This window comes from Prevotella sp. C561 (assembly GCF_000224595.1).
Lineage (GTDB): Bacteria > Bacteroidota > Bacteroidia > Bacteroidales > Bacteroidaceae > Prevotella > Prevotella jejuni.
Genome location: NZ_JH114149.1, coordinates 76,443 through 102,452 on the forward strand (window position 1 = coordinate 76,443; position 26,010 = coordinate 102,452).

Annotated in this window: 17 protein-coding genes; 7 read left to right on the forward strand and 10 right to left on the reverse strand. The window is 42.9% G+C overall.

The genetic code is table 11. The features are described from left to right. Positions 1–138 precede the first annotated feature (138 nt). The 9 genes from HMPREF0666_RS11330 to HMPREF0666_RS11370 all read right to left on the reverse strand — a co-directional run bounded on the left by HMPREF0666_RS11330 (position 139) and on the right by HMPREF0666_RS11370 (position 11,939). Positions 139–732, reverse strand: a complete 594-nt coding sequence (locus HMPREF0666_RS11330) for an aminotransferase class IV (protein ID WP_009012494.1) — start codon at positions 730–732, stop codon at positions 139–141. Next, positions 716–1,705, reverse strand: coding sequence for an aminodeoxychorismate synthase component I (locus tag HMPREF0666_RS11335; RefSeq protein ID WP_009012495.1), 990 nt, complete (start codon positions 1,703–1,705; stop codon positions 716–718). Before HMPREF0666_RS11335 ends, HMPREF0666_RS11330 begins: the two co-directional genes overlap by 17 nt. 148 nt (positions 1,706–1,853) lie before the next feature. Continuing rightward, complete coding sequence (locus HMPREF0666_RS11340) at positions 1,854–2,912, reverse strand: sensor histidine kinase (RefSeq protein WP_009012496.1); 1,059 nt, start codon at positions 2,910–2,912, stop codon at positions 1,854–1,856. A 515-nt stretch (positions 2,913–3,427) separates the two neighbouring features. Continuing rightward, on the reverse strand, positions 3,428–5,368 hold the full coding sequence (locus HMPREF0666_RS11345) for a 4-hydroxy-3-methylbut-2-en-1-yl diphosphate synthase (RefSeq protein WP_009012498.1): 1,941 nt from the start codon (positions 5,366–5,368) through the stop codon (positions 3,428–3,430). 168 nt (positions 5,369–5,536) lie between these two features. Continuing rightward, positions 5,537–6,043 (reverse strand): 5-(carboxyamino)imidazole ribonucleotide mutase, encoded by a 507-nt coding sequence (gene purE, locus HMPREF0666_RS11350; protein ID WP_009012499.1) that lies wholly within the window; start codon positions 6,041–6,043, stop codon positions 5,537–5,539. A 128-nt stretch (positions 6,044–6,171) separates the two neighbouring features. Further along, positions 6,172–6,789 carry a phosphatase PAP2 family protein gene (locus tag HMPREF0666_RS11355; protein ID WP_009012500.1) on the reverse strand — a complete coding sequence of 206 codons (618 nt, stop codon included), beginning with the start codon at positions 6,787–6,789 and terminating at the stop codon, positions 6,172–6,174. Between the two features lie 40 nt (positions 6,790–6,829). Then, a complete protein-coding gene (gene rpoN / locus HMPREF0666_RS11360) occupies positions 6,830–8,344 on the reverse strand; it encodes an RNA polymerase factor sigma-54 (RefSeq protein ID WP_009012501.1) in 1,515 nt (504 codons plus the stop codon). Between the two features lie 45 nt (positions 8,345–8,389). Continuing rightward, positions 8,390–9,037 carry a hypothetical protein gene (locus HMPREF0666_RS11365; RefSeq protein ID WP_042856306.1) on the reverse strand — a complete coding sequence of 216 codons (648 nt, stop codon included), beginning with the start codon at positions 9,035–9,037 and terminating at the stop codon, positions 8,390–8,392. A 724-nt stretch (positions 9,038–9,761) separates the two neighbouring features. Continuing rightward, positions 9,762–11,939, reverse strand: a complete 2,178-nt coding sequence (locus HMPREF0666_RS11370; RefSeq protein ID WP_050803244.1) for an outer membrane beta-barrel family protein — start codon at positions 11,937–11,939, stop codon at positions 9,762–9,764. A 591-nt stretch (positions 11,940–12,530) separates the two neighbouring features. Between HMPREF0666_RS11370 and HMPREF0666_RS11375 the strand changes: the two genes are divergently transcribed. From HMPREF0666_RS11375 to HMPREF0666_RS11405, 7 genes are all read left to right on the forward strand, one after another. Continuing rightward, positions 12,531–15,437 carry a leucine--tRNA ligase gene (locus HMPREF0666_RS11375; protein ID WP_009012504.1) on the forward strand — a complete coding sequence of 969 codons (2,907 nt, stop codon included), beginning with the start codon at positions 12,531–12,533 and terminating at the stop codon, positions 15,435–15,437. A gap of 156 nt (positions 15,438–15,593) precedes the next feature. Further along, positions 15,594–16,580 (forward strand): YitT family protein, encoded by a 987-nt coding sequence (locus tag HMPREF0666_RS11380; protein WP_009012505.1) that lies wholly within the window; start codon positions 15,594–15,596, stop codon positions 16,578–16,580. A 167-nt stretch (positions 16,581–16,747) separates the two neighbouring features. Further along, a complete protein-coding gene (locus HMPREF0666_RS11385; RefSeq protein ID WP_009012506.1) occupies positions 16,748–17,332 on the forward strand; it encodes a non-canonical purine NTP diphosphatase in 585 nt (194 codons plus the stop codon). A 266-nt stretch (positions 17,333–17,598) separates the two neighbouring features. Further along, positions 17,599–18,483 carry a glycosyltransferase family 2 protein gene (locus tag HMPREF0666_RS11390; protein ID WP_042856314.1) on the forward strand — a complete coding sequence of 295 codons (885 nt, stop codon included), beginning with the start codon at positions 17,599–17,601 and terminating at the stop codon, positions 18,481–18,483. Beyond that, the gene (locus tag HMPREF0666_RS11395) at positions 18,480–20,504 is read left to right on the forward strand and encodes a hypothetical protein (RefSeq protein WP_009012508.1); all 2,025 of its coding nucleotides are present in this window, start codon (positions 18,480–18,482) and stop codon (positions 20,502–20,504) included. Before HMPREF0666_RS11390 ends, HMPREF0666_RS11395 begins: the two co-directional genes overlap by 4 nt. Positions 20,505–20,512: 8 nt before the next feature. Next, positions 20,513–21,907 (forward strand): hypothetical protein, encoded by a 1,395-nt coding sequence (locus tag HMPREF0666_RS11400; protein WP_009012509.1) that lies wholly within the window; start codon positions 20,513–20,515, stop codon positions 21,905–21,907. A gap of 533 nt (positions 21,908–22,440) precedes the next feature. Then, positions 22,441–23,766, forward strand: a complete 1,326-nt coding sequence (locus HMPREF0666_RS11405; protein ID WP_009012510.1) for an ATP-binding protein — start codon at positions 22,441–22,443, stop codon at positions 23,764–23,766. Between the two features lie 156 nt (positions 23,767–23,922). Here the strand turns inward: HMPREF0666_RS11405 and HMPREF0666_RS11410 are convergent, their stop codons facing one another. Beyond that, positions 23,923–25,968, reverse strand: coding sequence for an Ig-like domain-containing domain (locus HMPREF0666_RS11410; RefSeq protein WP_009012511.1), 2,046 nt, complete (start codon positions 25,966–25,968; stop codon positions 23,923–23,925). Positions 25,969–26,010: the final 42 nt, after the last annotated feature.

Sequence of the window (26,010 nt, forward strand, 5' to 3'; positions counted from 1 at the left end):
TAGGGTTCTCCCTTACTTTGGTCATAAAGGCAACTGTTGTTATCGAATTATTTTCGTGAAGAAAAATATTTTTCTTCATGAAAAAAATATTTATTGTCATGAAAAAAAATATTTCTTGTCGTGAAAGTAATTCGCTGTTTACCTAATTCTATCAATAGGAAGGATAATTTCTCCCAATGAAATCATGGCATTGAAGAGGCTTATATACTGATAGTTAGGGATGTCTGAAACACTGATTTCACGCTCTTGAAGCAGTCCACAATCAAGCAGTCGTTGCCGCATTGTACCGCAGAGGAGTGGTGTAGAGGGTGTAAACCATTGTTCGCCATCATAGAGAGCAATGTTAGTATAGGATGTATCTGTGAGGTGATTGTTACGAACAATAAGTATTTCGTCACAGTCGCCTTGCTGTTTTTTTAGTTCGTTAAGTGCCGAGCGGTCAGTACTCTTGTAGGGATAGCTAATGTTATCGTCATAGACAAGGTGCAAGGAGCGGATTTCTCTGCAGGTATAAGGTGTACAAGTGATATCATGGATGCCCTTTCTATCATAGACAAAGCGTAGCTTCGAGCATTCCATCGGTAAGCTAACAGCCTGCAGAAGGTCAACTATACGCAATGGCTCTGTCAATCCTAACATTTCCTTACGTGTGCGGTTCATCCGCTGTTCGTGGTAGGCAAGATTACAGACACAGCCGTCTACCACCCTTATTGTCTCAATATATTGGCACATAAACCTTCTCTATCACCTCTTTATATTCGTCATCATTATTACTCTGAGCCGTAATGCCACCCCCAGCCTTGTAGTGGAGCTGTCCGTTTTTATCCTGATCAATAAAGCGAATCATCACTGCACTGTCTAATTGTCCTTTGCTATAACAACCCATCACACCTGTATAAAAGCCTCTTTCATACCCCTCAGCCGCATCAATAATCTCCATTGTACGAGGCTTAGGAGCACCTGTAATAGAGCCAGCAGGGAGCAAACGGAAGAGAAGCGTACCGATGTTTTCACGATAGTCTGTAGGGAGCTGTCCTGTAATCTCCGAACTTGTCTGAAGGATTTCACCCTTGTTAGTCGTCAGATGGTCGACATATCGATAGCGTTTCACTTGCACCTTCTCTGCTATCATGCTCAGATCGTTACGGATAAGGTCAACGATAGTAGCGTGTTCGGCCGCCTCCTTCTTATTCTCCATCAGTTCCTTCTCAGCGTCAGGGCGTGTTGCATCAATCGTACCCTTCATTGGGAAGGAACTGATAAGTCCTTCTCTATTGATGCGAACGAATATTTCAGGGGAGAAGCAAACGAATTTCTCTTTCATCCAACAGCGATATAACGCCTTTGATCGCATAAAGATATCATGCAGAGAGAGGTTTGTTCGTATGGGAATCTTGCAGGTCAAGTTGGCTAAATAGCTGTCGCCTTCACGCTCTCTTTGCTTGACAAGATTGATGCGGTGCTCATAGTCTTCTCTTGTGGGTGGTTCAGTATTCCATTCGACAGCCTCACTGCTATAGCTTTCGGCCTCTGGTATATTAGAAAGAGTTGGGAAAGAAAAAAGCAGTTCACGTGGGTCTATGTTCGTAAATTCCTCTATGTAGGCGCTATCGGCTTTATAATTGATGATAAAGATAAAGTCTTTACCTTCCTTGGCCAGCGTGTTCATGCGCTGAATAGCTTGTGTTTGATTATGGAGTAACATGGGTGGGGATAGGGTGATGGGTGTTGGGTGGTGAATGTTGGGTGTTGATGAATTGTTTATATGGGTGTTGGGTGTTGGAGTGATGGGTGTTTGGTGTTGAATGATGGGTGGTGATGAATTGTGAGAGGGAGTGCTGATTGCAATTATCTTACGGCTTAATAATAATCTTGAGGTGGTAAACCTCTGGTGTAATACGCTGTTCAATGTGGTACCTATCAGGGTAAATCAGCTCTAAACGGCGGTACATATTCTCTAATCCGATACCCTTTCCACTCTTGTCAGTGTCGTTTTTTGGATAGTTACTGTTCTCACAAAGGAATACTATCTTACCGTTGTCTTCTGTGATAGAGATGTGGACAAACGATGGTTTATTTGCACTTATACCATGCTTAAAAGCATTCTCTACGGGCGTAAGGAATACTAATGGCGCAATGAGCAACTGTGAGTTATGGATGACGAATTGGCTCTTTATCTCTACGTTACTGCCATACCGTATTCTCATCAGGTTGATATAGTTCTTGATGAAAGCTATCTCACCATTCAGACTCACCTCCTTCGGCTGCGTTTCATAGAGTGCATAGCGCAGCAGTTCAGACAGTTGTTCGATAGCCTTTTGGGCATTGTTGGGACTTGTCTGGGTGAGCGACGATATGTTATTGAGTGTGTTAAAGAGGAAGTGAGGGTTCAGTTGGTTCTTAAGCCATGCCAATTCGGCCTCTGTCATCTTCTGTTTTTCCTCTCTAAGTTGCCTTCTCAGTATGTTATGTCGGATATAATACCTTACGAAGATAGCAGCAACTACCATCGTATAGTTGAGGATCATCCACATAACACCAAACTGATAGAACCCTACTCGGATAGGAGCATTGGGCATGTCTTCGTTATATATGCTGAAGATATGGTGGTTCCACAAAGTTATGAACAGTAGGTTGATAATCCAGAAGGCCCAGTGTTTGGTCTTATTCTTCGTTTCAAAGAGGTAAGGAACAAGTAGATAGAAATTGACCATGAAGACTATCAGCAGTAAGAAGAGTACAAAGGAGTTGACACACATTGACTCTTTTGCTGCTTTGACATCGTGTTCAAGCAACATAATCACCAACGACCAGATAGAAACAAGAAGTACATAAATGGCTACCTGTACGCCAATAACGAACAGGTTGTAGCGACTCAGGCATAGTTTCTTTATCTCCTCCAATATCTTCATAGTGCAAAGATAGTCTTTTATAAGGAAAGAAACAAGCAGAATCTACGCTACATTCGTACTTTGTTTAGTTTTAACATTGAGGATAAATATCGGTAAATCAAGTTGTTACGTGGGTGTATTGTTGCGCTTGTTAGGCAAATTAGCCCAGTTGGTACAATCTTTCAATCAGATTAATCGTCGTTTTCAGTCTGATTATCTAATCTTTATTTACTATTTATTCTCAATCTTTAAGCCTCTTGTCTGTTATCGCCTCCTACAAAGTGCATGCTTTTTGACAGTTAAACTATTGACTGATATTGTATCAATATTGGCTGTCGTAGCATGGAGTGAACCATTGATTACAATGGTGTTAGGCCCCTGCACTATTGGTGTCTATGCTTAGTACGGGGTGGTACTGAGCGTTAGCATCACTTGTATTAGGCGTTAGCACCATGGTAGGAAACGAGATGGGAGGGACGCTCCCACCGTTGGTTAGATCGCGACCTACGCTGATGATGACCTTTGTCTATCAAACCTTAATCCTTGGTTTGGGCTTTGTTTTGGTCTGACTTGATAAGTGCAAGCAAGTGTTCGACTGCTTCCTCTTCTGGTATATTATGTTCAACACATACCTGTTTGCGGTAGAGACTCACCTTCTTAGGTCCTGCACCCACATATCCATAGTCTGCATCAGCCATCTCACCAGGACCATTCACGATACAGCCCATGATACCTACCTTCAGTCCTGTCATTCCCTTGGTAGCTTCTTTGATGCGGGCAATCGTCGTGCGGAGGTCGTAGAGCGTACGGCCACAGCCTGGGCAAGAGATGTATTCGGTCTTTACCATGCGCAATCTACCTGCTTGAAGAATACCGAAAGCCGTTTGTTCAACATCCTCTTGTGAGAGGTTGCCATTGTTCATCAGCCAAATACCATCAGTAAGTCCGTCCATCATGAGTGCACCCATATCTGCTGCAGCCTCTAATTGGAACTTCTCTTTAGCCGTAGTTGTCTCAGCCTGTTGGCTGTTACTGCTTTCTTCCTTCTCTTCGGTAGTTGAATGCTGATACATCTGGGCGAAGATGATAGGGTTCTTTACCCCTGCTATCATCAGTTGATGCGCCAATGCACGCTGGTCGCCAAGGCGGTTCTGATGGCTTGTCATACATACCACAACCACCTCTGGATGTGTTTTCAGACAAGCAAGGAACTCCTCTGAAGGTGTACCGAACTTTAATACGAGGAACTTAACATCACTGTTTATCGCACTGATGAAAGGCATTCCCGTCACAGGGAAGATTGGATAGACATTCTCTAAGGACTGCTTACCACTGTTGGCAAGGTCTAAATAGGCATCATAATCAAGTATATACTTCTGTTTCTTTGCCCTTTTCTCAGGCAATTCACCCTGTACATAGATATAGTCGGGCTTTGGTAGCTCTGGTGATGATACCTCGGCAGTTGCTTGATCAGCCTTTCGAGTGGCAATAACAACAGGAACATTCTCGCCACCGATATTGCCTGCAGCCACTGTCTCACGTCGGTTAGGATGGAGATAATCAAAGTCAGCATACTGTTCGGCAGGGATGAGGAGATGTTTCTCATGTCTACGAAGATACCAAGTAAGGTATTTAGCCACTGGAATCTCGCACTCTGGCTCTTCACTCAGTGATACACGGATCGTGTCACCGATACCATCAGCGAGTAAGGCACCAATACCTACGGCACTCTTAATACGTCCGTCTTCACCTTCACCAGCCTCGGTAACACCAAGATGGAGCGGATAGTGCATACCTTCCTTGTCCATCTCAGCCACAAGAAGGCGTACGGAACGAACCATAACAACCGTGTTTGAGGATTTGATAGAGATGACAATGTCATGGAAGTCATACTTACGGAAGATGCGGAGGAACTCCATACAGCTCTCTACAATACCTTCTGGCGTATCGCCATAACGGTTACGAATACGGTCAGAGAGGCTACCATGGTTGACACCAATACGTACAGCGGTGTGGTTCTCCTTACATATATTGATGAAAGGAATCAGTCTGTCCTCAATCTTCTGTAGCTCTTGTGCATATTCCTCATCGGTGTACTCTAACTTTTTGAACGTACGAGCAGGGTCGACATAGTTACCCGGATTGATACGAACCTTCTCTGCATAGAGTGCAGCAACGTCTGCTACATTCGCATTGAAGTGAACATCCGCACAGAGCGGAGCCATATAATTGTCTGCACGTAGTTGTGCATTGATATTCTTTAAGTTCTCTGCCTCACGCTTTCCCTGCGTTGTGAGGCGTACAAGTTCTCCTCCTGCATCAATGATACGCTTAGCTTGTGCAACGCTTCCATCGGTATCGTCCGTAGAAGTAGTTGTCATTGATTGTACGCGTACAGGGTTCTCTCCACCAATGTTGAGTGCACCAACATGGGTGACAGAGGTTTTTCTTCGTTCAAAGTTGAATAAATCTATCATGTTATATATGGATAATGGGGCAGTTCCCCAAGCCCTTTTGAGATGATATCACACCTCTCTTAGCCCCTTCGAGAGAAGGGGTAAAATAAGAGGTAATAAGTGGTAACGACCTTGACAATTATAGTCTTCCGTAGTAACTCTCCTTTTCAGGAGAAGTTAGGGACAGTCTTAGCACTTAAACTTATAGTCTTTAAGCTCGGCCAACTCCTTGTTTGCCTTCTCAATCTTCTGTCCTAATGAAGCTTTCCAGCTGTCAACTTTCTGTGCGATAACGTCATCCCCGAGTGCAATCATCTCTGCTGCGAGGATAGCAGCATTCTGTGCTCCATTAACGCCAACGGTCGCAACGGGTATTCCAGGAGGCATCTGAATGATAGAAAGCATAGCATCAAGACCGTCGAGCATGCCCTTGATAGGTACACCAATTACTGGGAGTGGTGTTGAAGCAGCGATAACTCCAGGCAAAGCAGCAGCCATACCAGCCGCAGCAATGATAACTTTTACGCCACGACCTTTTGCTTCCTTGGCAAAAGACTCTACTGCGTCAGGTGTACGATGGGCTGAGAGAGCATTCACTTCAAAGGGAATCTCTTGTTCTTCCAACCACTTACAAGCTTTTTCCATAACAGGTAGATCGCTTGTAGAACCCATGATAATACTAACTAATGGCTTCATATTCTTAATGTATTAAGTGTATATTCTTTATTTGTATTGTATGTATATCTTATTAAGAGAGTTCCTCCTCTCTGTCAGTCAGACGTTTATTTCTTCATAGTGGGTAGTCTTCTCGACCCTTATACATTCTATATAAGGATGATAGTAACGAACGAACAGATGATACCTAAGAAGAAACCCGATGCCACTTGCTCCAATGAATGTTGCCTGAGAATCATTCTGCTGCTACCTACAAAGCCTGAAACGATGAGCGTAAGACAAAGCCACCACATCGGATTGAAGTTGAATAGCAGTGAAAAAGCTATCAAAGAACCTGTCACACCACCGATAGCTGCCGTATGTGTTGATATCTTCCACCACACGTTAATGATAGCACATAGAATCTGTATCACCAATGCCACGATGAGTATTGAGGTCAGCATGTGAGGCAGGTGTAGGATGTTCATGATATAGAAGCACGTGAAGTAGCAAAGAATAGAAATCACGTAAGGAACCATTCTTCGCTCTCTTTGTCCTAATTGGATAGGTGTCCAACCATGGTACTCACGGTAGATATGGATGAGTAAGGTAGGGATAAGCACTGTAAAAGCGTAAACCAAAAAGACATACGACAGCTTTGCCTGCCATGGGAACATACTAAGATAGCTAAAAGTAAAGATAGCCAATATGCCCACAACGGGTAAATAGAATGGTGTGAGAACCATACTCACAACCCTTGCTGTTAATATAATGTTCTTTTCGTTCATACTTTAACACCTAACACCTAACATCCAACACCTAATTACATCACTCCTTCCTCAGTCTTGCCACAGGTAATCCGAGTTGTTCGCGGTACTTAGCAACAGTGCGGCGAGCTATTGGGAAGCCCTTTTCTTTCATCACCTTTGCAAGCGCATCATCACTGAGCGGCTTACGTTTGTCCTCTTTGTCGATTACTTCTTTGAGTGCCAACTTGATTTTACGAGTAGACATTTCCTCGCCATCTTCCGTTGTATAGCTATCAGTGAAGAAGAAACGCAGAGGGAATGTACCCCATCGTGTCTGTGCATACTTGATGTTGCTCACACGTGATATGGTAGAGATGTCTAATCCTGTACGGTCGGCAATGTCTTTAAGAATCATTGGTTTGAGGTCAGCCTCATCTCCATCTTGGAAGAATTTACGCTGAATATCGATGATAGCCTTCATCGTCACCTGTAAGGTATGGCGTCTTTGCTTTACCGCTTCGATAAATCCTTGTGCCTTTTCCACCTTCTCTTTGGCATAAAGCAACGCCTCCTTCTCCTGTCGATTCATACCAGCTTTGTTGTTTCGGTAGGTCTCCATCATATCGTTGAAGGCCTGCGAAACGTGCAACTCTGGTAGATTGCCGTGGTTTAAGCTGAAAGTAACAGTACCATCATCCTCTGTGTCAATGATAAAGTCAGGTGTTATCTGTTGCAGGTTACGTCCTTGTGTCTCCCCCATAGACGACCCCGGCTTCGGATTTAACTTACGAATCTCACGCTGTAGCGCCTCTACTTGAAGGTCAGACAGCGACAGTGCGCTTTGAATCTTATCCCAATGCTTCTTTTTGAAAGCATCGAAATGATGTGAAAGGATGTTGTAGATGTATTTATACAGATGACTGTCTTTCTCCCACTCACCGTTCTCGACCTTTCGGTCTATCTGTAACAAGAGACATTCTTGCAAGTCTCTTGCACCGATACCAGCTGGGTCAAAGTCCTGCAGAATCTTCAGTACCTCTTCTAATTCCTTAGTTGACGCATCAATTCCATAGTAGATTGCCAACTCATCGCTGATACTATCGAGGTCTTTTCGCAAGAGTCCGTCATCATCAAGACTACCGATAAGATACTCCAAGATACTCTTCTGCCTTTCAGTAAGCTCTCTTTCTCCCACCTGCTCATTGAGTTTATCGATGAAAGATGTTGTATCTCCATACACAATCTCCTCATATTCAGCATTATTTCGTTGCTGTCTTGAATCGTATGTAGGAAGATCATCATCCGAACGCATACGCTCCAGTGCCGAGTCGAGCGCATCTTGTCGTTCTTCTCGTTCCTGAAGTGTGTCGAAATCATCGTCTTCTGAATGCTCTACAGTATCGTTGTTGTCAATGCTATCGGTCTCCTCCCCTCCTGCTTCTAAGGCAGGATTATCGTCGAGTTCAGCATTAACACTTTCCTCTAATTCTGTCAGTGGCATCTCCAACAACTTTACTTGCAGCATCTGCTGTTGTGAGAGACGCTGCACCTGTTGCTGTTTCTGGGTCTGAATCTGTACTTGTTCCTGTGCCATTGTTTACCTGAATTGTGCTACAAAAGTACTAAAAAACAAGTACAATCAAGTGAAATATTCCCTTAATTGTGCTGCTAAGGCAGAAAGTTTCTGTGGGTTATCATTTCCATAACGGTTCCACACCTCCTGACAAGATGGTAGTAAAGGGGAGATAAGGAGGTCGTCACGATTGAGATAAGGGTCGCAGAATTGAAACACATCCATCACCTCAACTATCATTCGTGGTTTTATTTTCATCAGCTTGGCCAGTTCTATGACCTCTGGTGTCTCCTCAACCATCGTAATAGGGGTGAGTCGGAAATAAAGGTCGAGAATCATAATGAGCATGAAGGGCCTCAGCTCTGTGTCGTCGGCCACTGGAAGGAAGTCATGTTCAAATGTTTCACGCACCTTCACACCATCGTAGAACTCCCTTGGTTGGCCAAATCCCTTCATCGAACGCAGTTTCTTTACGTCTTTGTTGAGCTTTCTTGTATTCTCTCCATACGTCTCCCAAATCAGATGAATGATGGGCATATCACGGTGTCGCAACTTAAAAAGCTGTTCATAGAGGTTCTTTGGTGGTATGTGTAGTTCCAAGCTGAGGTCTACCAACGCACGTGAATACATCGGTTTCATTCCCTCTGGCTTTTTAAGATAAAGCTGTAGGAGTAGTAGCCAGTAGTCGTCAGACCATAAAGGATGTGTTGCCATAAGCGTAAAATATCCACTCTTACTCCTCTCTTTCGAGTAGAGAAGGAGGAGAAATACTTGTCTAAAGGGTATCTATATTTGTCTTTCGCAAAGATACTCCTTTTTATTATAATGGCAAAAGATAGTGGCAGAAAGTTAATGAGTTAACGGATTGACGGGTTAACAAGTGATGTCTATCTGCCTTCTACAAACCACTTATTCCCTATTAGGCTTATTAGGCTAATTAGCCTAATAAGCCTAATAGGGCTAATAGCCTGTTACTTTGTCATAACTTTTCACATCATGATTTTGAATACATGCTCTTTTGGCTTCTAAAAGACGCCCTTTTGGCTTGCAGAAGACGCCCTTTAAGACCCTTACTAACGCCCTTTTGAAGTCCAATTAAGCACCTTTTACTTATTACTTTATAACTGATTGATTTCCTTATGGTTGCAAACCTGCTTCTTATATGTGTTTTTGCCGTTATTTATTGATGTTTTCTTTGAAATTATGTAATGATTTTTCAAATCCTTATCTACCTATTTTCGAAGTCTAAAAAGAAATGATTTTCAATGTCAGAGGATGATAAGAGGACATAAAGTTGATTGTCTTAGCCATGGTTTTTGTTTAATGAGTAACTTCGATTCTTCCGTTAAAGCGATACGAAAAGTATCCACACATTTAACGGAAGAACCTAAAAATAGGTGCGTTAAGTTGCTGTGTATGCAGTCCTAACGATCTGTTTCTACTTCTTTCCTCCACCCACTAAGTCATCATTCTGAATGCTTCGTTCTGCCTTCTTAACGTTTGCTTTTAACTTACCAAAGCTCCATGAAAATCCGATATTAAAGTATCGAGGGTACATAACGGAGCGTTCATAACCAGTATAATCGCCTCGAACGATACGATAGGTACTTGATCTTTCTTTGATGAAAGGTGATTCTGCTGATAAAGATACTGTTAGCTTATCTTTTAAAAAGCGACGTGTCAAGGTGAAATCATAGTAGAACCAATGCCCCTCAATGGCATACGGATTGTAAACTCTGTTGCCATATTCACCTCCAATACTGGTTGTCACCGTTAATTTCCATGGTATTTTCTGCTCCCAATTAAAGTAGATACCACCACCGCATCCGCTGTTCTTGAGATAAGGTGTGGGTAAGGTGATTCGGGCATAACGCATGGAAGCATTGAGTGTAAACGATGTTCCAGTTAATGGAGTCCATTCTGTGTAGGATGAAATACCGAATATTTTACTTTTCAGAATGTTCTGAAAGGTAGAAACATCTTTACGATTCTGTTCATACAAGATACGACCTATACCATTGTTGGTAAATGAATAATAGGGACTTAATTGCAAAGTAAGTTTTGAAGTAACCAACATATACACAAGTTGTAGCTTTTGATTGCGACTGCTTCCTAAGTTTGCATTACCGAAAGAGACTGCCGTTGGTGTGCTAATGATGGCTGGATTGAGATAGCCGATGCCAGGTCTGTTGATGCTGGTATTATAGCTAAACTTCAGTGTTTGACCATCGCTAATCTTGTATTGTAGGCTTGCTGATGGTACCCAGTCATTGAGATTAGCATGGTAATCGGCATTACTACCATCGGGATAGGATGCTTTCATGCGAGTAAACTCGTATCTCAATCCTGCACGGGCAGCCCATTTGCCAGCGGTGAAGATATATGAGAGGTAGGCAGCAGCCACTTGTGCGTTATGCTTGAACTTACTTTCCATGTCAGGGGTAGTCCCTTGATAGTCCATTAATGACGTACTATTGTTGTAACGAAGGATATATTTTGTTCCACTTTCTATCTTATGGTGTTTTCCAAATGGTCGTACATAGTCAATCTGGAAGGTATGTTCTGTGAAGCGTTCACGGGTGTTCCGGTCGTAACTTGTATAGCTGACAGGGAAGTTTACCATATTGCTATATGCCTGACGGAATGTAGTGTGCTGTCGTGTGGCAGCTAACATATAAGAGAGTGTAAGCACTTCTCCATCTAAATGGGTCTTGTGTTGATAGTCAAAACGTCCTCCAAGATTAACATATGAGTAACCCGGTGTGGTCATATCATTATTGAATTTGTAAATCAGTTGGTTATTCTTGTCCCACCGTTCATTCGTGCTCTGTGTGTTAGCATCGGCTTTATAGCCGAAGAAATTGGTTGATGCGGTCATCAGATTGAGTGAGTCAATCTCGTAACTGGCATTGATATTGCCGAAATGTATTGTTGCACCCGTGCTGTTTTTACCATATTCATGCGTGTGTTCGCCAGTCTTAACGTAGTTGTAGGCTTCCTCTCTATAATTTTCTGTCTGTTTCTTGTTCTGATCTGCATAGTTATAATTGACGGATGTCGTAAGCTTTCCCACCTTTGTTGTTAGATAAGTACCAAGCCTTACAGAGCCGTGAGTGTCGACATCAGAGTTTACATTGCCTGATATTCCTTGTAGTTTAGTATTGCTCATCATGACGATGTTGAGGATAGCTGTAGTCCCTTCAGCATCATACTTGGCACCGGGATCAGTGATAACCTCAATCCTTTTGATCGTAGAAGCAGGTATTGCCTTGAGAATATCCTTAAGGTTCTGCCCTGAAAGACTTGGGTCAGGATGTCCGTTCCTATACACCTTAAAACTTGTAGAGCCTTGAACCCTGATGTTTTCTTGTCCGTCAACGGTGACAAGGGGTATTTTCTTGAGTACTTCTAAGGTCGTCTTTGTCTGTGCTGTCTTGTCATGTTGCACGTCATACGTTAGCTTGTCAATATCATTCTTGATAAGCTGGCGCCTTTGTGCTACGACGACTTCCTCCAACTTCTGTGTCTTTGTGGAGTCTGTTTTAGTTGTATTCTGGGCTGATAGGGCTGTTGCAGAGATGCAAGCAGTGAGTAATAGTATTGATTTATTCCACATAGTCAAAGCGTTAAGTTTATAGTTATCAATATGATGCAAATATATGTTTTTTCTTAATAAGTTGCAATTTATTTCAAAAGTATTTTTACATTCTTGTCCTTATGTCCCATATTTTAATCCTTTTTAGTGCTTTTTATTTATTAATATGCAAGAAGATTACAATACAGAAATGTGCATAGTGTTCGGTTAGAAAGTAGATTGTTAAACAGAATGAATCCTCTTTTAATATATTGATTAATAGGGGTTTGATAAGATTTTGTCTATATCTGTATGTCAATAGAGCCTTACCAATGGTTTAATGTAACAACAAAACGCCCTGTCCCTACCCTTAACGACTGACGTATTGAGGCTTAGCACAAGTGGTGCTGAGGCTCCGCACCAATGGTGCGAACGCTTCGCACGGGTGGTGCGGAGGAGTGAAAGTTATGCAATATGCAGTTGAGATAAGAGCTGTTTATCGTTATAAAGGGTTTATTCTAGCCTAAGTAAACAAAGAATATTATATTTTTTCGTTCTATAATTCCCATCGAAACGAAGTGTTTTACGGAAACTTTTTGTAAATTTGCACATTAGTTATAATAGAAAATAAGAATGGAATACAACTTCATAGACATTGAGAAGAAATGGCAACAGAAGTGGGTTGAGAATAAGACCTACAAAGTTGTTGAAGACGAGAACAAGCAGAAGTTCTATGTGCTTAATATGTTCCCTTATCCATCAGGAGCTGGATTGCACGTTGGACACCCATTGGGTTATATTGCAAGTGACATCTATGCACGCTATAAGCGACTGAAGGGTTTCAACGTGTTGAACCCTATGGGATATGATGCTTACGGACTTCCTGCTGAGCAGTATGCCATTCAGACGGGTCAGCATCCACAGCTGACAACCGACACGAACATTGCTCGTTATCGTGAGCAGTTGGATAAGATAGGTTTCAGTTTCGACTGGGATCGTGAGGTACGCACCTGTGACCCACGTTATTATCACTGGACACAGTGGGCTTTCGAGCGTATGTTCGAGTCTTATTATGACTATACACAACAGAAGGCATTGCCTATTAAGGACCTTGTTCGCCACTTTGAGGAAGAAGGAACACTGAACCTTAATGTCGCACAGAGTGAGGAACTGATTTTCTCAGCACGTGACTGGTCGAGCATGGACGAGCAGGAACAGCAGGAGAAGTTAATGAACTATCGTATTGCTTACCTCGGTGAGACGATGGTAAACTGGTGTCCGGGACTCGGCACAGTGCTTGCCAATGACGAGGTTGTCAATGGTGTGAGTGAGCGTGGAGGCTATCCTGTCGTACAGAAGTTGATGAAGCAGTGGTGTCTTCGTGTGTCTGCCTATTCACAGCGATTGCTTGATGGATTGGAGACTGTCAACTGGTCTGACTCTATTAAAGAGACACAGAAGAACTGGATTGGTCGTTCTGAGGGTACAGAGGTTGAATTCAAGTACCAGACTCCAGTAGCAGATGGAGGTCAGAAAGAGGGTAAGTTCACGATCTTTACCACGCGTGCTGATACGATGTTTGGTGTTAGCTTCATGGTATTGGCACCAGAGTCAGAACTCGTTGCAGAGCTTACTTCAGAGGCTCAGAAGGCTGAGGTAGAGGAGTATTTGGCGTATGTAAAGAAGCGCACAGAGCTGGAGCGCATGTCTGACCGTAAGGTAACAGGTGTCTTCTCAGGCTCATACGGTATCAATCCATTCACTGGCGAGCAGATTCCTATTTGGATTTCAGAGTATGTTTTGGCTGGATATGGAACAGGAGCGATTATGGCTGTACCTGCTCACGACAGTCGTGACTATGCCTTTGCAAAGCATTTCAACCTCCCAATCATCCCATTGATTGAGGGTGCTGATGTCTCAGAAGAGAGCTTTGATGCAAAGGAAGGAATCGTAACCAACTCTCCTGCTGCAGGAAAAGAGAGCATGGACGGCTTCTCTCTCAATGGTCTTACGGTGAAGGAGGCTATTGCCAAGACCAAGCAGTTTGTTACTGAGAAGGGTATCGGTCGTGTGAAGGTGAACTATCGTCTGCGTGATGCTATCTTCTCACGCCAGCGTTACTGGGGTGAACCATTCCCTGTCTATTACAAGCAGGGAATGCCTTACATGATACCAGAGGAGTGTTTGCCTCTTGAACTGCCTGAAATCGACAAGTACGAACCAACAGAAAGCGGCGAACCACCATTGGGTCGTGCAAAGGTTTGGGCTTGGAATGAGGCTGAGCGTAAGGTTGTTGAGAAGTCATTGGTTGACGATAAGACCGTATTCCCATTGGAGTTGAATACGATGCCGGGCTTTGCTGGTAGTTCAGCATACTATCTTCGCTATATGGACCCACACAATGACGAAGCACTTGTGGGTAAAAAGGCAGACGAGTATTGGCAGAATGTAGACCTTTATGTCGGTGGTACCGAACATGCAACAGGTCACTTGATTTACAGTCGTTTCTGGAATAAGTTCCTCTTCGACTGTGGTTGCAGCTGTAAGGAGGAGCCTTTCGAGAAGTTGGTGAACCAAGGAATGATCCAAGGACGCTCTAACTTCGTTTATCGTATCAATTCTGACGACCACTCAAAGGCACCAGTCTTTGTCAGCTTAGGTCAGAAAGACAAGTATGATACTACTCCTATCCATGTTGATGTCAATATCGTTCATGCTGATGTATTGGATGTTGAGGCTTTCAAGGCATGGCGTCCAGAGTATAACAATGCTGAATTCATCTTCGAAGATGGTACATCATCATCAGATCTCATCACCACCCACCACCCAACACCCCCCACCTACAAATGCGGTTGGGCGGTAGAGAAGATGTCAAAGTCAATGTTCAACGTTGTCAATCCAGATGTTATTGTTGAGCAGTATGGCGCAGACACACTCCGTCTTTACGAAATGTTCCTTGGTCCTGTAGAGGCAAGTAAGCCTTGGGATACCAATGGTATCGATGGTTGTTTCCGTTTCTTGAAGAAGTTCTGGAAGCTTTATCAGCAGGAACTCAACGATGATGAGCCTTCAAAGGATTCATTGAAGAGCGTTCATAAGCTTATCAAGAAGGTGACAGGCGATATTGAGCAGTTCTCTTACAACACAGCTGTTTCAGCGTTTATGATTTGTGTCAACGAACTCGGACAGCAGAAGTGTGCTAATCGTGAACTATTGAAGAAGATGGTTATTGTCATCGCTCCATTCGCACCTCACATGGCAGAAGAACTGTGGGAGCAGTTGGGTGGTGAGACAAAGAGTGTCTTCGATGCTGAATGGCCAGCATGGGACGAGTCTTATCTCGTAGAAAATGAGGTGCAGCTGACTGTATCTTTCAATGGTAAGGCACGTTTCCAGATGACTTTCCCAGCTGATGCAACGAAGGAAGATATTGAGAAGAAGGCTTTAGAAGACGAACGAAGCCAGCACTATATCGACGGTAAGACAATCGTAAAGATAATCGTTGTGCCGAAGAAGATTATCAATATCGTTTGCAAATAACTATTCAATAAACCATAGAAGAGGCTGTATGGAAACAGGGCTGTTGGCTTGTTTCTCTATAAGCGGGAGCCATCTACGAAAGTGAGGTGCGTTTGTGAAGAACCGCTACAGCTGTGTTTCGATACATCCTCTTCATTATAACCATTCTAAGAGCCTATGACTATTGATCAACAACTTATCCGATCTGAAGCCAAAGATTATTTTTTCTTGACCGTTGGCTTACTTATCTATGCAGCAGCCTTTACCATCTTCCTCATGCCTTATGAGATTGTTACGGGCGGAGTGACGGGTATGTCGGCTGTTATCTACTATGCTACAGGCTTTAAGATACAAAACACTTATATCATCATCAATGTCTCCTTGCTGATTGTTGCACTGAAGATATTGGGCTTTAAGTTCTTGATGAAGACCATCTATGCCATCTTTGCCCTTTATTTTATGCTTATCTTTGCACAGGACTTGATGCCGAAAGATTCCGCAGGGCACTTGGTCAAGATGCTTGGTGAGGACCAGGCTTTTATGTCATTGATAATAGGTTGCTGTCTAACGGGTACGGGATTGGCTATTGTCTTCCTAAATAATGGAAGTACGGGAGGTACGGATATCATTGCTGCCTGCGTCAATAAGTATCATGATATCTCGTTAGGACAAGTCTTAATGGGCGTCGATATTCTGATTGTGGGTAGCTGTTTGTTCTTTCCTCAGTTTGGTGATGTCATGGAACGCTTGCATAAGATGGTCTTTGGTTACTGTACGATGTTCATCGAGTGTTTTATGTTAGACCACGTGATGAATATGAGGCGCGAGTCAGTACAGTTCATGATCTTCTCTTGGAAACATGAAGAAATAGCCAAAGCGATTGTTGAGGAGACCGAGCATGCGCTGACTATCCTTGACGGACACGGCTGGTATACTGGCAATGATATGAAGGTTATCTGCTTGTTGGCAAAGCGTAACGAGAGTAAAACTATCTTCCGTATCATCAAGATGGTTGACCCTACCGCCTTTGTAAGCCAGAGTTCGGTTATCGGTGTCTATGGTGAAGGCTTTGATCAGATAAAGATTAAGGCTAAAAAGGAAATGAAAAAGCAGGAAAAGAAGTTGGCTGAAGCCATGAAAAAGCCTGCGAATGAACAGAAATAAATAAGCAGAAGGGCTGTGTTCCACATGCTATACCACAGGGACACATGACTCGTGTGTTCAATGGCTGTAATCTTTTGCGAGCACATGAGTGGTGGGTCCCTGTCGTGTTGACAAGGGTCTTGATGTGATAACATAGTTTTTTCATAGTAAGGAAAGGATTTACGAAGATGAAAATAGTATTTGCAACGAATAATAAACATAAGCTCGAGGAGATTAAGGACATCCTTGGAAAGGACTTTGAAATCGTCTCCTTGGCTGAAATAGGCTGTCATGAGGATATCCCTGAGACTGGAGCAACACTGGAAGAGAATGCACGTCAGAAGTCTTCTTACGTCGTTGAACATTACGGTCAGAACTGTTTTGCTGATGATACAGGACTTGAGGTGGAGGCGCTCAGTGGTGAACCCGGTGTACATTCAGCTCGTTATGCAGAGGGAACCGACCACGATAGCGAGGCGAATATGCGTAAGCTATTGGCAAACTTAGAAGGGAAAGCCAATCGTAAAGCCTGCTTTCGCACCATTATCTCACTTATCATTGATGGTGTAGAACATCAGTTTGAAGGTAAGGTAGAGGGTAGAATCGCTACAGAGAAGCATGGTACAGAGGGCTTCGGGTACGACCCTATCTTCATTCCAGAGGGTTATGACAAGAGCTTTGCAGAGTTGGGTGAGGAGATAAAGAACCAGATTTCTCATCGTGCAAGGGCTGTAAAGAAGTTAGCAGAGTACTTGATAACGCTGAAAAACTAAAAGAATAAGAGGTGAAAAGAGGCTTTTCAAGAATGGAGGAGGTAGGAAAGTAAAATGCTAAAAAGAGCCTTTTACACTTTGAGAAATCCCCTTTATCGAATTATTTTCATGAAAAAAAATTGAAGGCGGGAGTTCTCTATACCATTAATAGGCTGTTATAAAGGCAGAGGAGGACTATGTCAACCATCTTGATAAGTCTTCCTTTGGAGCCAGATAGCGTAAGTATCGCCTATAAGGAATATGTATTTAATCATTTGATAGCCGTTATGTTGTCTATTCTTCTTCCCGTTTACAATTGCAGCTGTGTAGCTTTGGTGACAGAGTTACAGCGACAGTGCGTGGAATGTGGTACTGAATTTGAGATTATTGTAGCTGATGATGGCTCTTCTGTGGCAAGCTATATAGAGCATAACTTACGTATAGAGAGGTTGGATGGGGTACGTTATATAACAAGAAAGCAGAACGTTGGGCGTTCAGCTATCCGTAATTTCCTTATTTCGCAAGCACAAGGAGAGTGGTTTCTCTTCATAGATGGAGATCTAACATTAGACAATTCACACTTTATTCATCGTTATCTGCAGGCCAAAAGGAATGTTGTTGTAGGTGGAATAAGGATAGGAGGAGACCTAAACAGGTGGAAAGACAACCTTAGATACCGCTATGAGAAGGCGTATGAACAGAAGAATACACCGCAAGACAGGCAGTGTCATGCTACAAAACACTTTCGTACGACAAACTTCTTAGCACATAAAGACATCATGACGGAACATTCTTTTGATGAGAATTTCGTCCAATACGGCTATGAAGATGTACTCTTTGGTAAGTCACTTGCCATGGATCATATAGCAATCACACATATTGATAACCCCATAACACTTGATTTCTTTGAATCAAACAGTGAGTTCTTAGATAAAACAGAACAGTCTCTTCGCACACTATATACCTTCCGTAACCAACTGAAAGGTTATTCTAAACTGCTTGAAACTGCTGAGAAAATAAAGAAACTACACCTACAAAAGCTGGTTAATGCAGCTTATTTCCTTGTAGGACAACGCATAAAGAAACATCTTCAAGGCAATAATCCCAGTATTTTCTTGTTTAATGTATACAAACTGATGTATTATATCCATCACGAAAAGAATACTCTATGACAATAAAACGATATCTCTTAGTTGCGGCTTTCATCTTGTTAGCTTACTGTAATGCCCTTGCTGGCGGTGTAGGAACATGGAAGAATTATCTTGCTTACAGTGATGTACAGTGGGTTGAAGAAGGAAGTAACAAGTTGTATGTGCTTGCTTCCAATAGCCTTTATACCTATAACAAGAACGATCAGAGTATAAAGACCTACGATAAGGTCAATGGTTTGAACGATACGGATATCCGGTTTATAGGCTGGAACAAGTCTGCTCGTAGGTTGGTTATCGTCTATTCGGATAATAATATCGACCTGCTGGACGAGAGAGGGAATGTTCTTAATGTGCCAGACTACTACTTAAAGACCTCAATGGAGGACAAGACTGTTAATGGTATTGATATGTATGGTGGCTATTGTTACCTTTCTACGGGTTTTGGACTTGCCAAACTCAATGTTTCTAAGGCGGAGATAAGCGATAGTTATAAGCTCTTTTTCCCTGTTAATTACAGCTATATTGAGGGCAAGTATATCTATGCTGCCAGTCGTAGTAAGGGACTTTATCGTGCTGACTTGGCTGCTAATCTCCTCGACAGAAACAACTGGACGAACGTAGGAGGGTTTGTAGAGCGGTCACGAAGTGTTGATGCTACCCTATTGGCACAGGCTAAGTCGCTTCGTCCCGGCGGTCCAGAGCGTAACACCTTTGTATGGACTACCTTCATTAATAACCGTCTTTATGGTACCGGAGGGAACTTTAATCCTACTGCTAATAACTGGGAGAATCCAGGTATAGTACAGGTGTTAGAGGGTGATGAATGGACCTTTTTCGAGGATAATTTATCGACTCGAACGGGTTATGTCTATATAGGGACAAAGGCCGTGGCGATAGACCCTCATGATGGTAATCATGTGTTTGTAGGTACACGAACAGGCCTCTATGAGTTCAGATTGGGTAAGATGGTAGCCTTCTATAACAAGGATAATAGCATTCTACAAGGAGCCATAGACAGAGGTAAACAGCTTGGGAATGAATATGTACTTGTCTATGGTCTGGCTTACGATAGAGATGGTAATCTATGGGTACTCAATAACCAAACGAAGAAAGAAAACCTTATTCGTGTGTCAAAAGATGGGCTGATGACATCCTTTAGTAAACCTGAGCTGATGAAAGATGGTGTGGGGCTCTCTGGCTTGTCACAGATGCGTTTGGACAGTCACAACCTCCTTTGGTTCTGTAATGACTACTGGATTCAACCGGGATTGTTCTCTTATGATCCTAAAAAAGATAAACTTAATGCTTATACTCGATTTGTCAATGAGGACGGTTCTAACGTCGATATTACTGCTGTTCATTGCTGGGCAGAGGACTTAGAACACAATATCTGGGTGGGAACAACGGCTGGTCCGATGGTCCTTCAGCGGTCTCAAATGAACGACCAAGAGAACTATCGCTTCATACAAGTTAAGGTTCCGCGTAACGATGGAACCAATCTTGCAGACTATCTCCTTGCTGGCTTGGATATTACTGCTATGGCTGTTGATGGCGGAGGACGTAAGTGGTTTGGTACGAAGGGCAATGGTGTCTATCTTATCAGTGCGGATAATATGACGCAGTTGCAGCACTTTACCACTACTAACAGCCCTTTACTCTCTAACACTATTCAGTCTATTTCCCTCAATGACGCCACTGGTGAGGTGTTCTTTGCTACTGATAATGGTCTCTGTTCCTATATGAGTGATGCTACAAGGGCTGTTGACTCGCCTAATGATGAGACTACATACGCTTACCCAAATCCTGTGAAACCAGGTTATACAGGGCCCATCACGATAGTTGGTTTGTCGTTGAATGCGAATGTGAAGATTGTAACAACGAATGGAGTCCTCGTTGCTGAAGGTACCAGCAATGGTGGTTCTTTCGTTTGGGATGGTAAGGATAGGAACGGAAAGCGTGTTGCATCAGGTGTTTATATGGTACAGACTGCCGATGAGAATGGCGATAACGGAACCGTTTGTAAGGTCGCAATCGTTAATTGATGATGTCAATGAAAGGACAGATAGGGCGTAACCCAATCTTTTGGATACTACTGACTGCTCCGTTGGCATTGCTGTTGCTTTGTCAACTTCAGCCTACCTTTGATGATTGGACCTACTATACCGTACCGCAGACAGAGCCTCTTACGCTTCAAAATCTGCTCCCTGATGGTAATTATTGGCGCCCTTTTGATGTACTCTTTGGGCATCTTCTCGGACTTAATTACCGACTTTTTCCCTTCTTAAACCATTTTTTCATCCTATTGGGGCATATCCTTAACACATGGTTGGTCTATAGGATTCTGCAATGGTTTAGGGTTAGTACGTTGTCACGCAACCTATCCGTCGTTTTCTTTTATTTGTCGTCAGGCACCTTGGGGGCGGTCCTAAATATTGATTCACTAAACCAAGTCTATTCGCTTCTATGGGGACTTCTTGCCTTATATAGCTACATCAGCCTGTTTGGATATCGAAAGCTTGCCTTGTGGTTACTCTGTTCTCTGCTATCTGTCTTCGCTAAAGAGTCAGGCTATATTTGGTTTGCTTTCCCACCCTTCGTCGTGTGGAGTACAGGAAAAGACTGTTTTAAGCATACGCTAAAGCAGCTTCTTTGTGGCTGTCTTGTGTTTGTCTTTTATCTTGTTTGCCGTATTTTGCTGACTGATAGTTTTCATTTTGAGAACAATGCGTACATGGTTTTTACTGCAAAACAGCTATTACGCAATCTTTGTTTACTGTTAGGAATGTCCTTCTACCCTATCGATTATGCCAGTCTTATCCATTCGCAACATCGCCATCTTGTAGTTGTTGTAATCACAGGGCTCCTCCCCCTACCCTTTCTTTGGCTCCTACTGCGTTCTTTTAGGCTACAGAAAACACTCGTAGTACTGCTTTTATCTTTCTTTATTGGGGCTTTCGTAAATCTTATGACAGTCTTCTCAATGATGCACTGTTATGCTGTCCTGCCTTTTGTAACGCTGATGATAGCCCTACTATGCGAACGCATTAAGAACAGACAAGCCCTGTTTTTATCAGCTTTGCTCTACCTTTTGACAGCTACCTTTACCCTACTCCATCACGGTTATGCCTCTTGGCTATCGGGAAATACGGGCGAACGGATGGCAAAGAGTATCGTTAGTCAATGCGACCGACCAGTAAACAAGGTGATGGTGATACATTTAAATACAGGCGAAACAAAATATTCTTCTTTCTGGGTGATTCCCTTCGAGGCTTTTGGATGGGGTTATTCTGTCCCTCAACAGACTGGTTATCAATGGCCAAAAACTATCCTTAACGAAGAGATAACAAACAGAAATCAGTTGAAATCTTTGCTTCCAAAGGCTGAGAAAACCGGTTGTGATGGTGTTTGGTATGCTGAAGGCGAACAGATAAAACGCTTGAAATAAGACAAAAGAAAGCTGAAAATCGCAATCTTCGTATGTATGCTATCTTCTTGGTAACACTTGACAAGGACGGATATGTTGTTGTTTCTCTATTTTTAACGCCATGTTAATGGTTCCTATTGAGTGCTGTCTGTCTTATTCTTTGGCTTCCTAAGCACTCCTTATAGGTCTTTTGATGTCTCTTTCCCCATGTTTACTCAATAGCCGAACAGTGTGATATAAACTTGAACTGATACGCTTTATCGAATTATTTTCATGAAGAGAAAGAATTTTTTTCATGACAAGAAATATTTATTTTCATGAAGAAAAATATTTTTTTTCATGAAAATAAATTCATGAAAAGAAATCTTATGGGTTGTTTACCTTACTTTTATCACACCTAAAAGCCTATTTCGAGGTGTTTGTTGATACTTGTATGCAATATTGATGAGGGTTGAAAGTAACTGATTTACTTGCTTTTATCAATAAAAGAGAGTATCTTTGCAAAATAAAGTAATGACTATTACGGTAATAGCTATTACTAAAAAGGAATGTTTATGAGGTTTTATGATAGAATTAATGAACTAAAACTGCTCTCTGATGTAGAGCTATTGAGCCACCAAGAGGCCCAAATGACGGTGCTGATTGGTCGTAGACGTATTGGCAAGACCGAGCTTACCTTGAAGAGTGGAGAGCGCCTTACGCTGCTTTATTTCTTCGTAGCACGTAAGTCGGAAGCACTGTTGTGTGATGATTTTCGTGCTGTGATAGAAGAGACACTGCAGGTTCCTATTGGACGATATACATCTTTTTCAAAGCTCTTTCATCATGTGATGGAATTGTCTAAGACACGTGCTTTCACTTTAATCATCGATGAGTTTCAGGACTTCGGGCGTGTTAATTCCTCTATATTCAGTGAGTTACAACGTGAGTGGGACTTGAATAAGGGTGGAAGTCACCTTAATTTGATAGTTAGTGGTTCGATTTATTCGATGATGCATAAGCTATTTGAGGATAGTAGAGAGCCACTTTTCTCACGTGCAGGACGCATTATTAATCTGCAGCCTTTTACTACTGACACCTTAAAGGAGATTCTTCGTGACTTTAATCCATCCTATACTGCAGAGGACTTGTTGGCACTCTTCACTGTATCGGGCGGGGTAGCATGGTATATCAGTTTACTGATGGATAACAAGCGGACGGTAAGAAAGACGATATACAGTATGCTTACGGAGGTCAATTCGCCTTTTATCAATGAGGGTAAGAACGTTTTGATAGAGGAGTTTGGGGCTGATTATTCCATTTACTTTTCTATTCTTATTTGTATATCTGAGGGTCAACTTATGCGTAAAGAGATAGAGAATAAGATCGGAATGGAGTCCAGTGGCATTGGAAGCTACCTTGAACGACTGGAGAAGTATTATGGTTTGATAGAACGTCATCAGCCTATTTTCGCAAAGAGTAATTCTCGGAAGGTGCGCTACACACTATGCGATAATTTTCTTACATTGTGGTTTCGTTTCTTCTTCAAGTATCAGGCTTTCGTTGAGAATGGTGCTTTGAAGCAACTTGCACGCCTTATCGAACGTGATATCAACATGCTTGAAGGCTTCATGTTAGAAAGGTATTTTGAGCGTAAACTGCGTGAGACAGGTGATTATACACGGATAGGAAAGTACTGGGACCGCAAGGGCGAGAATGAAATAGACCTTATTGCAGTGAACGAAATAGATAAGGTTGCATGGGTGTATGAGGTGAAACGCAATGCTAACAAATATGACGAGGCTATCCTTCGGGCTAAGGTAGATAATCTATTGCAGAACTGTTCAGAGCTTCGGACCTATAAGTTAAGTCTTGGTTGTTTATCTTTGGACGATATGTAGATAATTGGTTTGACCATTACACAGGGATATATATAAGAATTAAAAATGCCCTCGTCGACCCTAAAACTTAATAGAGTAGGGGATAGACGAGGGCGTTTATGGGTATTGATAGGTTGTGATAAACCAGCGTTTCGTGCGTTATTATTTCTATTGTCTCTAATGAGCTGTGTTGATGAGGTCGGCAGGTAGAGGGATATCAAGACTGCGAGCGCGTTCGGCATTACGCCTCTTTATCTTGCGCTGGGCATCAGCCTTCTGCTTTGTTATGGCTCCCGGCTTCTGCTTGTAGAGTGGGAGTAGACGCGGATTCCACGTACCCTGTACGTCACGCTTGGCCTTACACTCGATAGACTTGGGGTAGTAATAGACGGCTTCGGGCTGTCGCTGGGTCGCATAATCACCTGTATCCCATCTACCATTGTCGTTTTCATCGACGATGACACGTAGGTAGTAGACCCCAGGCTTTACGTAGTGGAAGGTCGCTTGATTGTTCTTTGCATACGTCTCCTTCACTGGCTTGTCGCTTTCATTGAGTAGTTGCAATAGACAATTCTTACCTTCCATGCCCTGTAAGGTCATCATCAACGTGCCATACTCGTCTATTGACGGGATACGGATGCCCTGTTTATACTTTGCAGACACCTTTCCATAGATATCCGTGAAGGCTGCTGAGTCGACCTCAAGACTATATTCATGACCCGGATCCCAGGTGCTGACGAGTTTCATTAACCGTGGTCTACCAGGTTCGGCACCGAAGCTGTATTTCGCTCGATACCACATAGAGTCTATCTTCTCATAGAGATGTATCTTGGAGGTATCGGTCTTTTCAAGTGGAGTAGGGAGCTCGAACGTTGGGTTTTGGTCTGGGTCCATTTGCGAGGAGACATTGTATCTTACCTCTAAAGGTGTGACTGGCATAGCCGTTTGGAAGTCTTTTCCACGTTCTTTGGCCTTCTCCTGCTTCTTAAACCACTTGTCGTACTCTTCTTGTTGACGCTTCAGACGCTTTGCGTAGGGCACCTTTGAGAGTATCTCTAACGTGTCTGTCTTAGGCACAAGTTTACCCATACTGTCCGTCATGTTATAGGTCATCTGCATTCGCAACGTGTCTTGATTGACAAGGGCCGTATCACGAAGCCAATAGATGATGGTGTCTTGGTTCAGACTTGGCTCTGTTATGAAGGCATCTTTAGCATTGAAATTGAGTCCTTTAAGCTGCGGGAGGTCGGCATCACCATAGCTATAAAAGAGCGTGAAGTAGTTTGGCTCCTTGCGTTCAGACTTGAGGAAGAAACGGTCAGTCTGTGTAGGTGTAAAGGAATTCAGCACCACATCATCTGGAAGGAAATGGGTGTAAGGCACCTGTTTGATGTCTTTAATATGCAAAGAGTCAATCCAGAGCGTGTCTTGTCGTATGTCTGGCTTCCATGAAGGCATAATGACTTCGGGCGTGAAGGCCAATTTCTCGCTCTTTTGATTGTACCTATAGTTACCGTCCATGTCCTGTAAAGCGTAAATGCGGTAGTCTCCCTTGGCAACACCTCGTATGCTGAAGCGACCACGACTATCGGTACGTGAGACGCGAAGCATAGGTAGTTTCTCGAAAGCAGAGTCGTTCTGATTACTGTAAAGACCCACGAGAATACCCTTTACAGGCTCCAGGTTCTCTGCTTCTAACACGTAGCCAGACACCTCAAGTGTGTCAATATGATCGCCAGTAGAGAAGCTGTAGGTGTAATTCCCTAATGGATTGCCCTCGTTATTGTCTGATATTGCATCAGAGAAGTCGATGGTGTAGGTGGTGTTTGGCTGTAGCTTGTCTTGCAGACTCACTGTGATATGCTTTCCTGTAGCCTTTATTTCGGGTGCTTCTATCTGTGGAGGCGATACGACAACCTTCTCAGATGCGTTGTCTAACTTGATGAACTCGTTGAAATAGATGTTCACCTTCTTACTGTTTACATCAGTTGCTCGTTCAGAAGGGGAGGCAGCCAACACTCTTGGAGGGGTCTCATCGTACCATCCACCATCTGGTTGTCTCATCTTCGCACAGGACGACAGCATTAAAAGGAGTATGGTAAAAAGGAAAAGAAGTAAAACCTTTGGTTGGTAGAACACCGCAAGGTAAGGACTAACCTTAGCTGAAAGGCCATCCCTTCCACCCATAACTTCTTGGCAATATCTCTGTTGTTGTTTCTTCATATCGCTGGTTTTACTTGTTTACCCTTTTGCTTTTTACCTCAT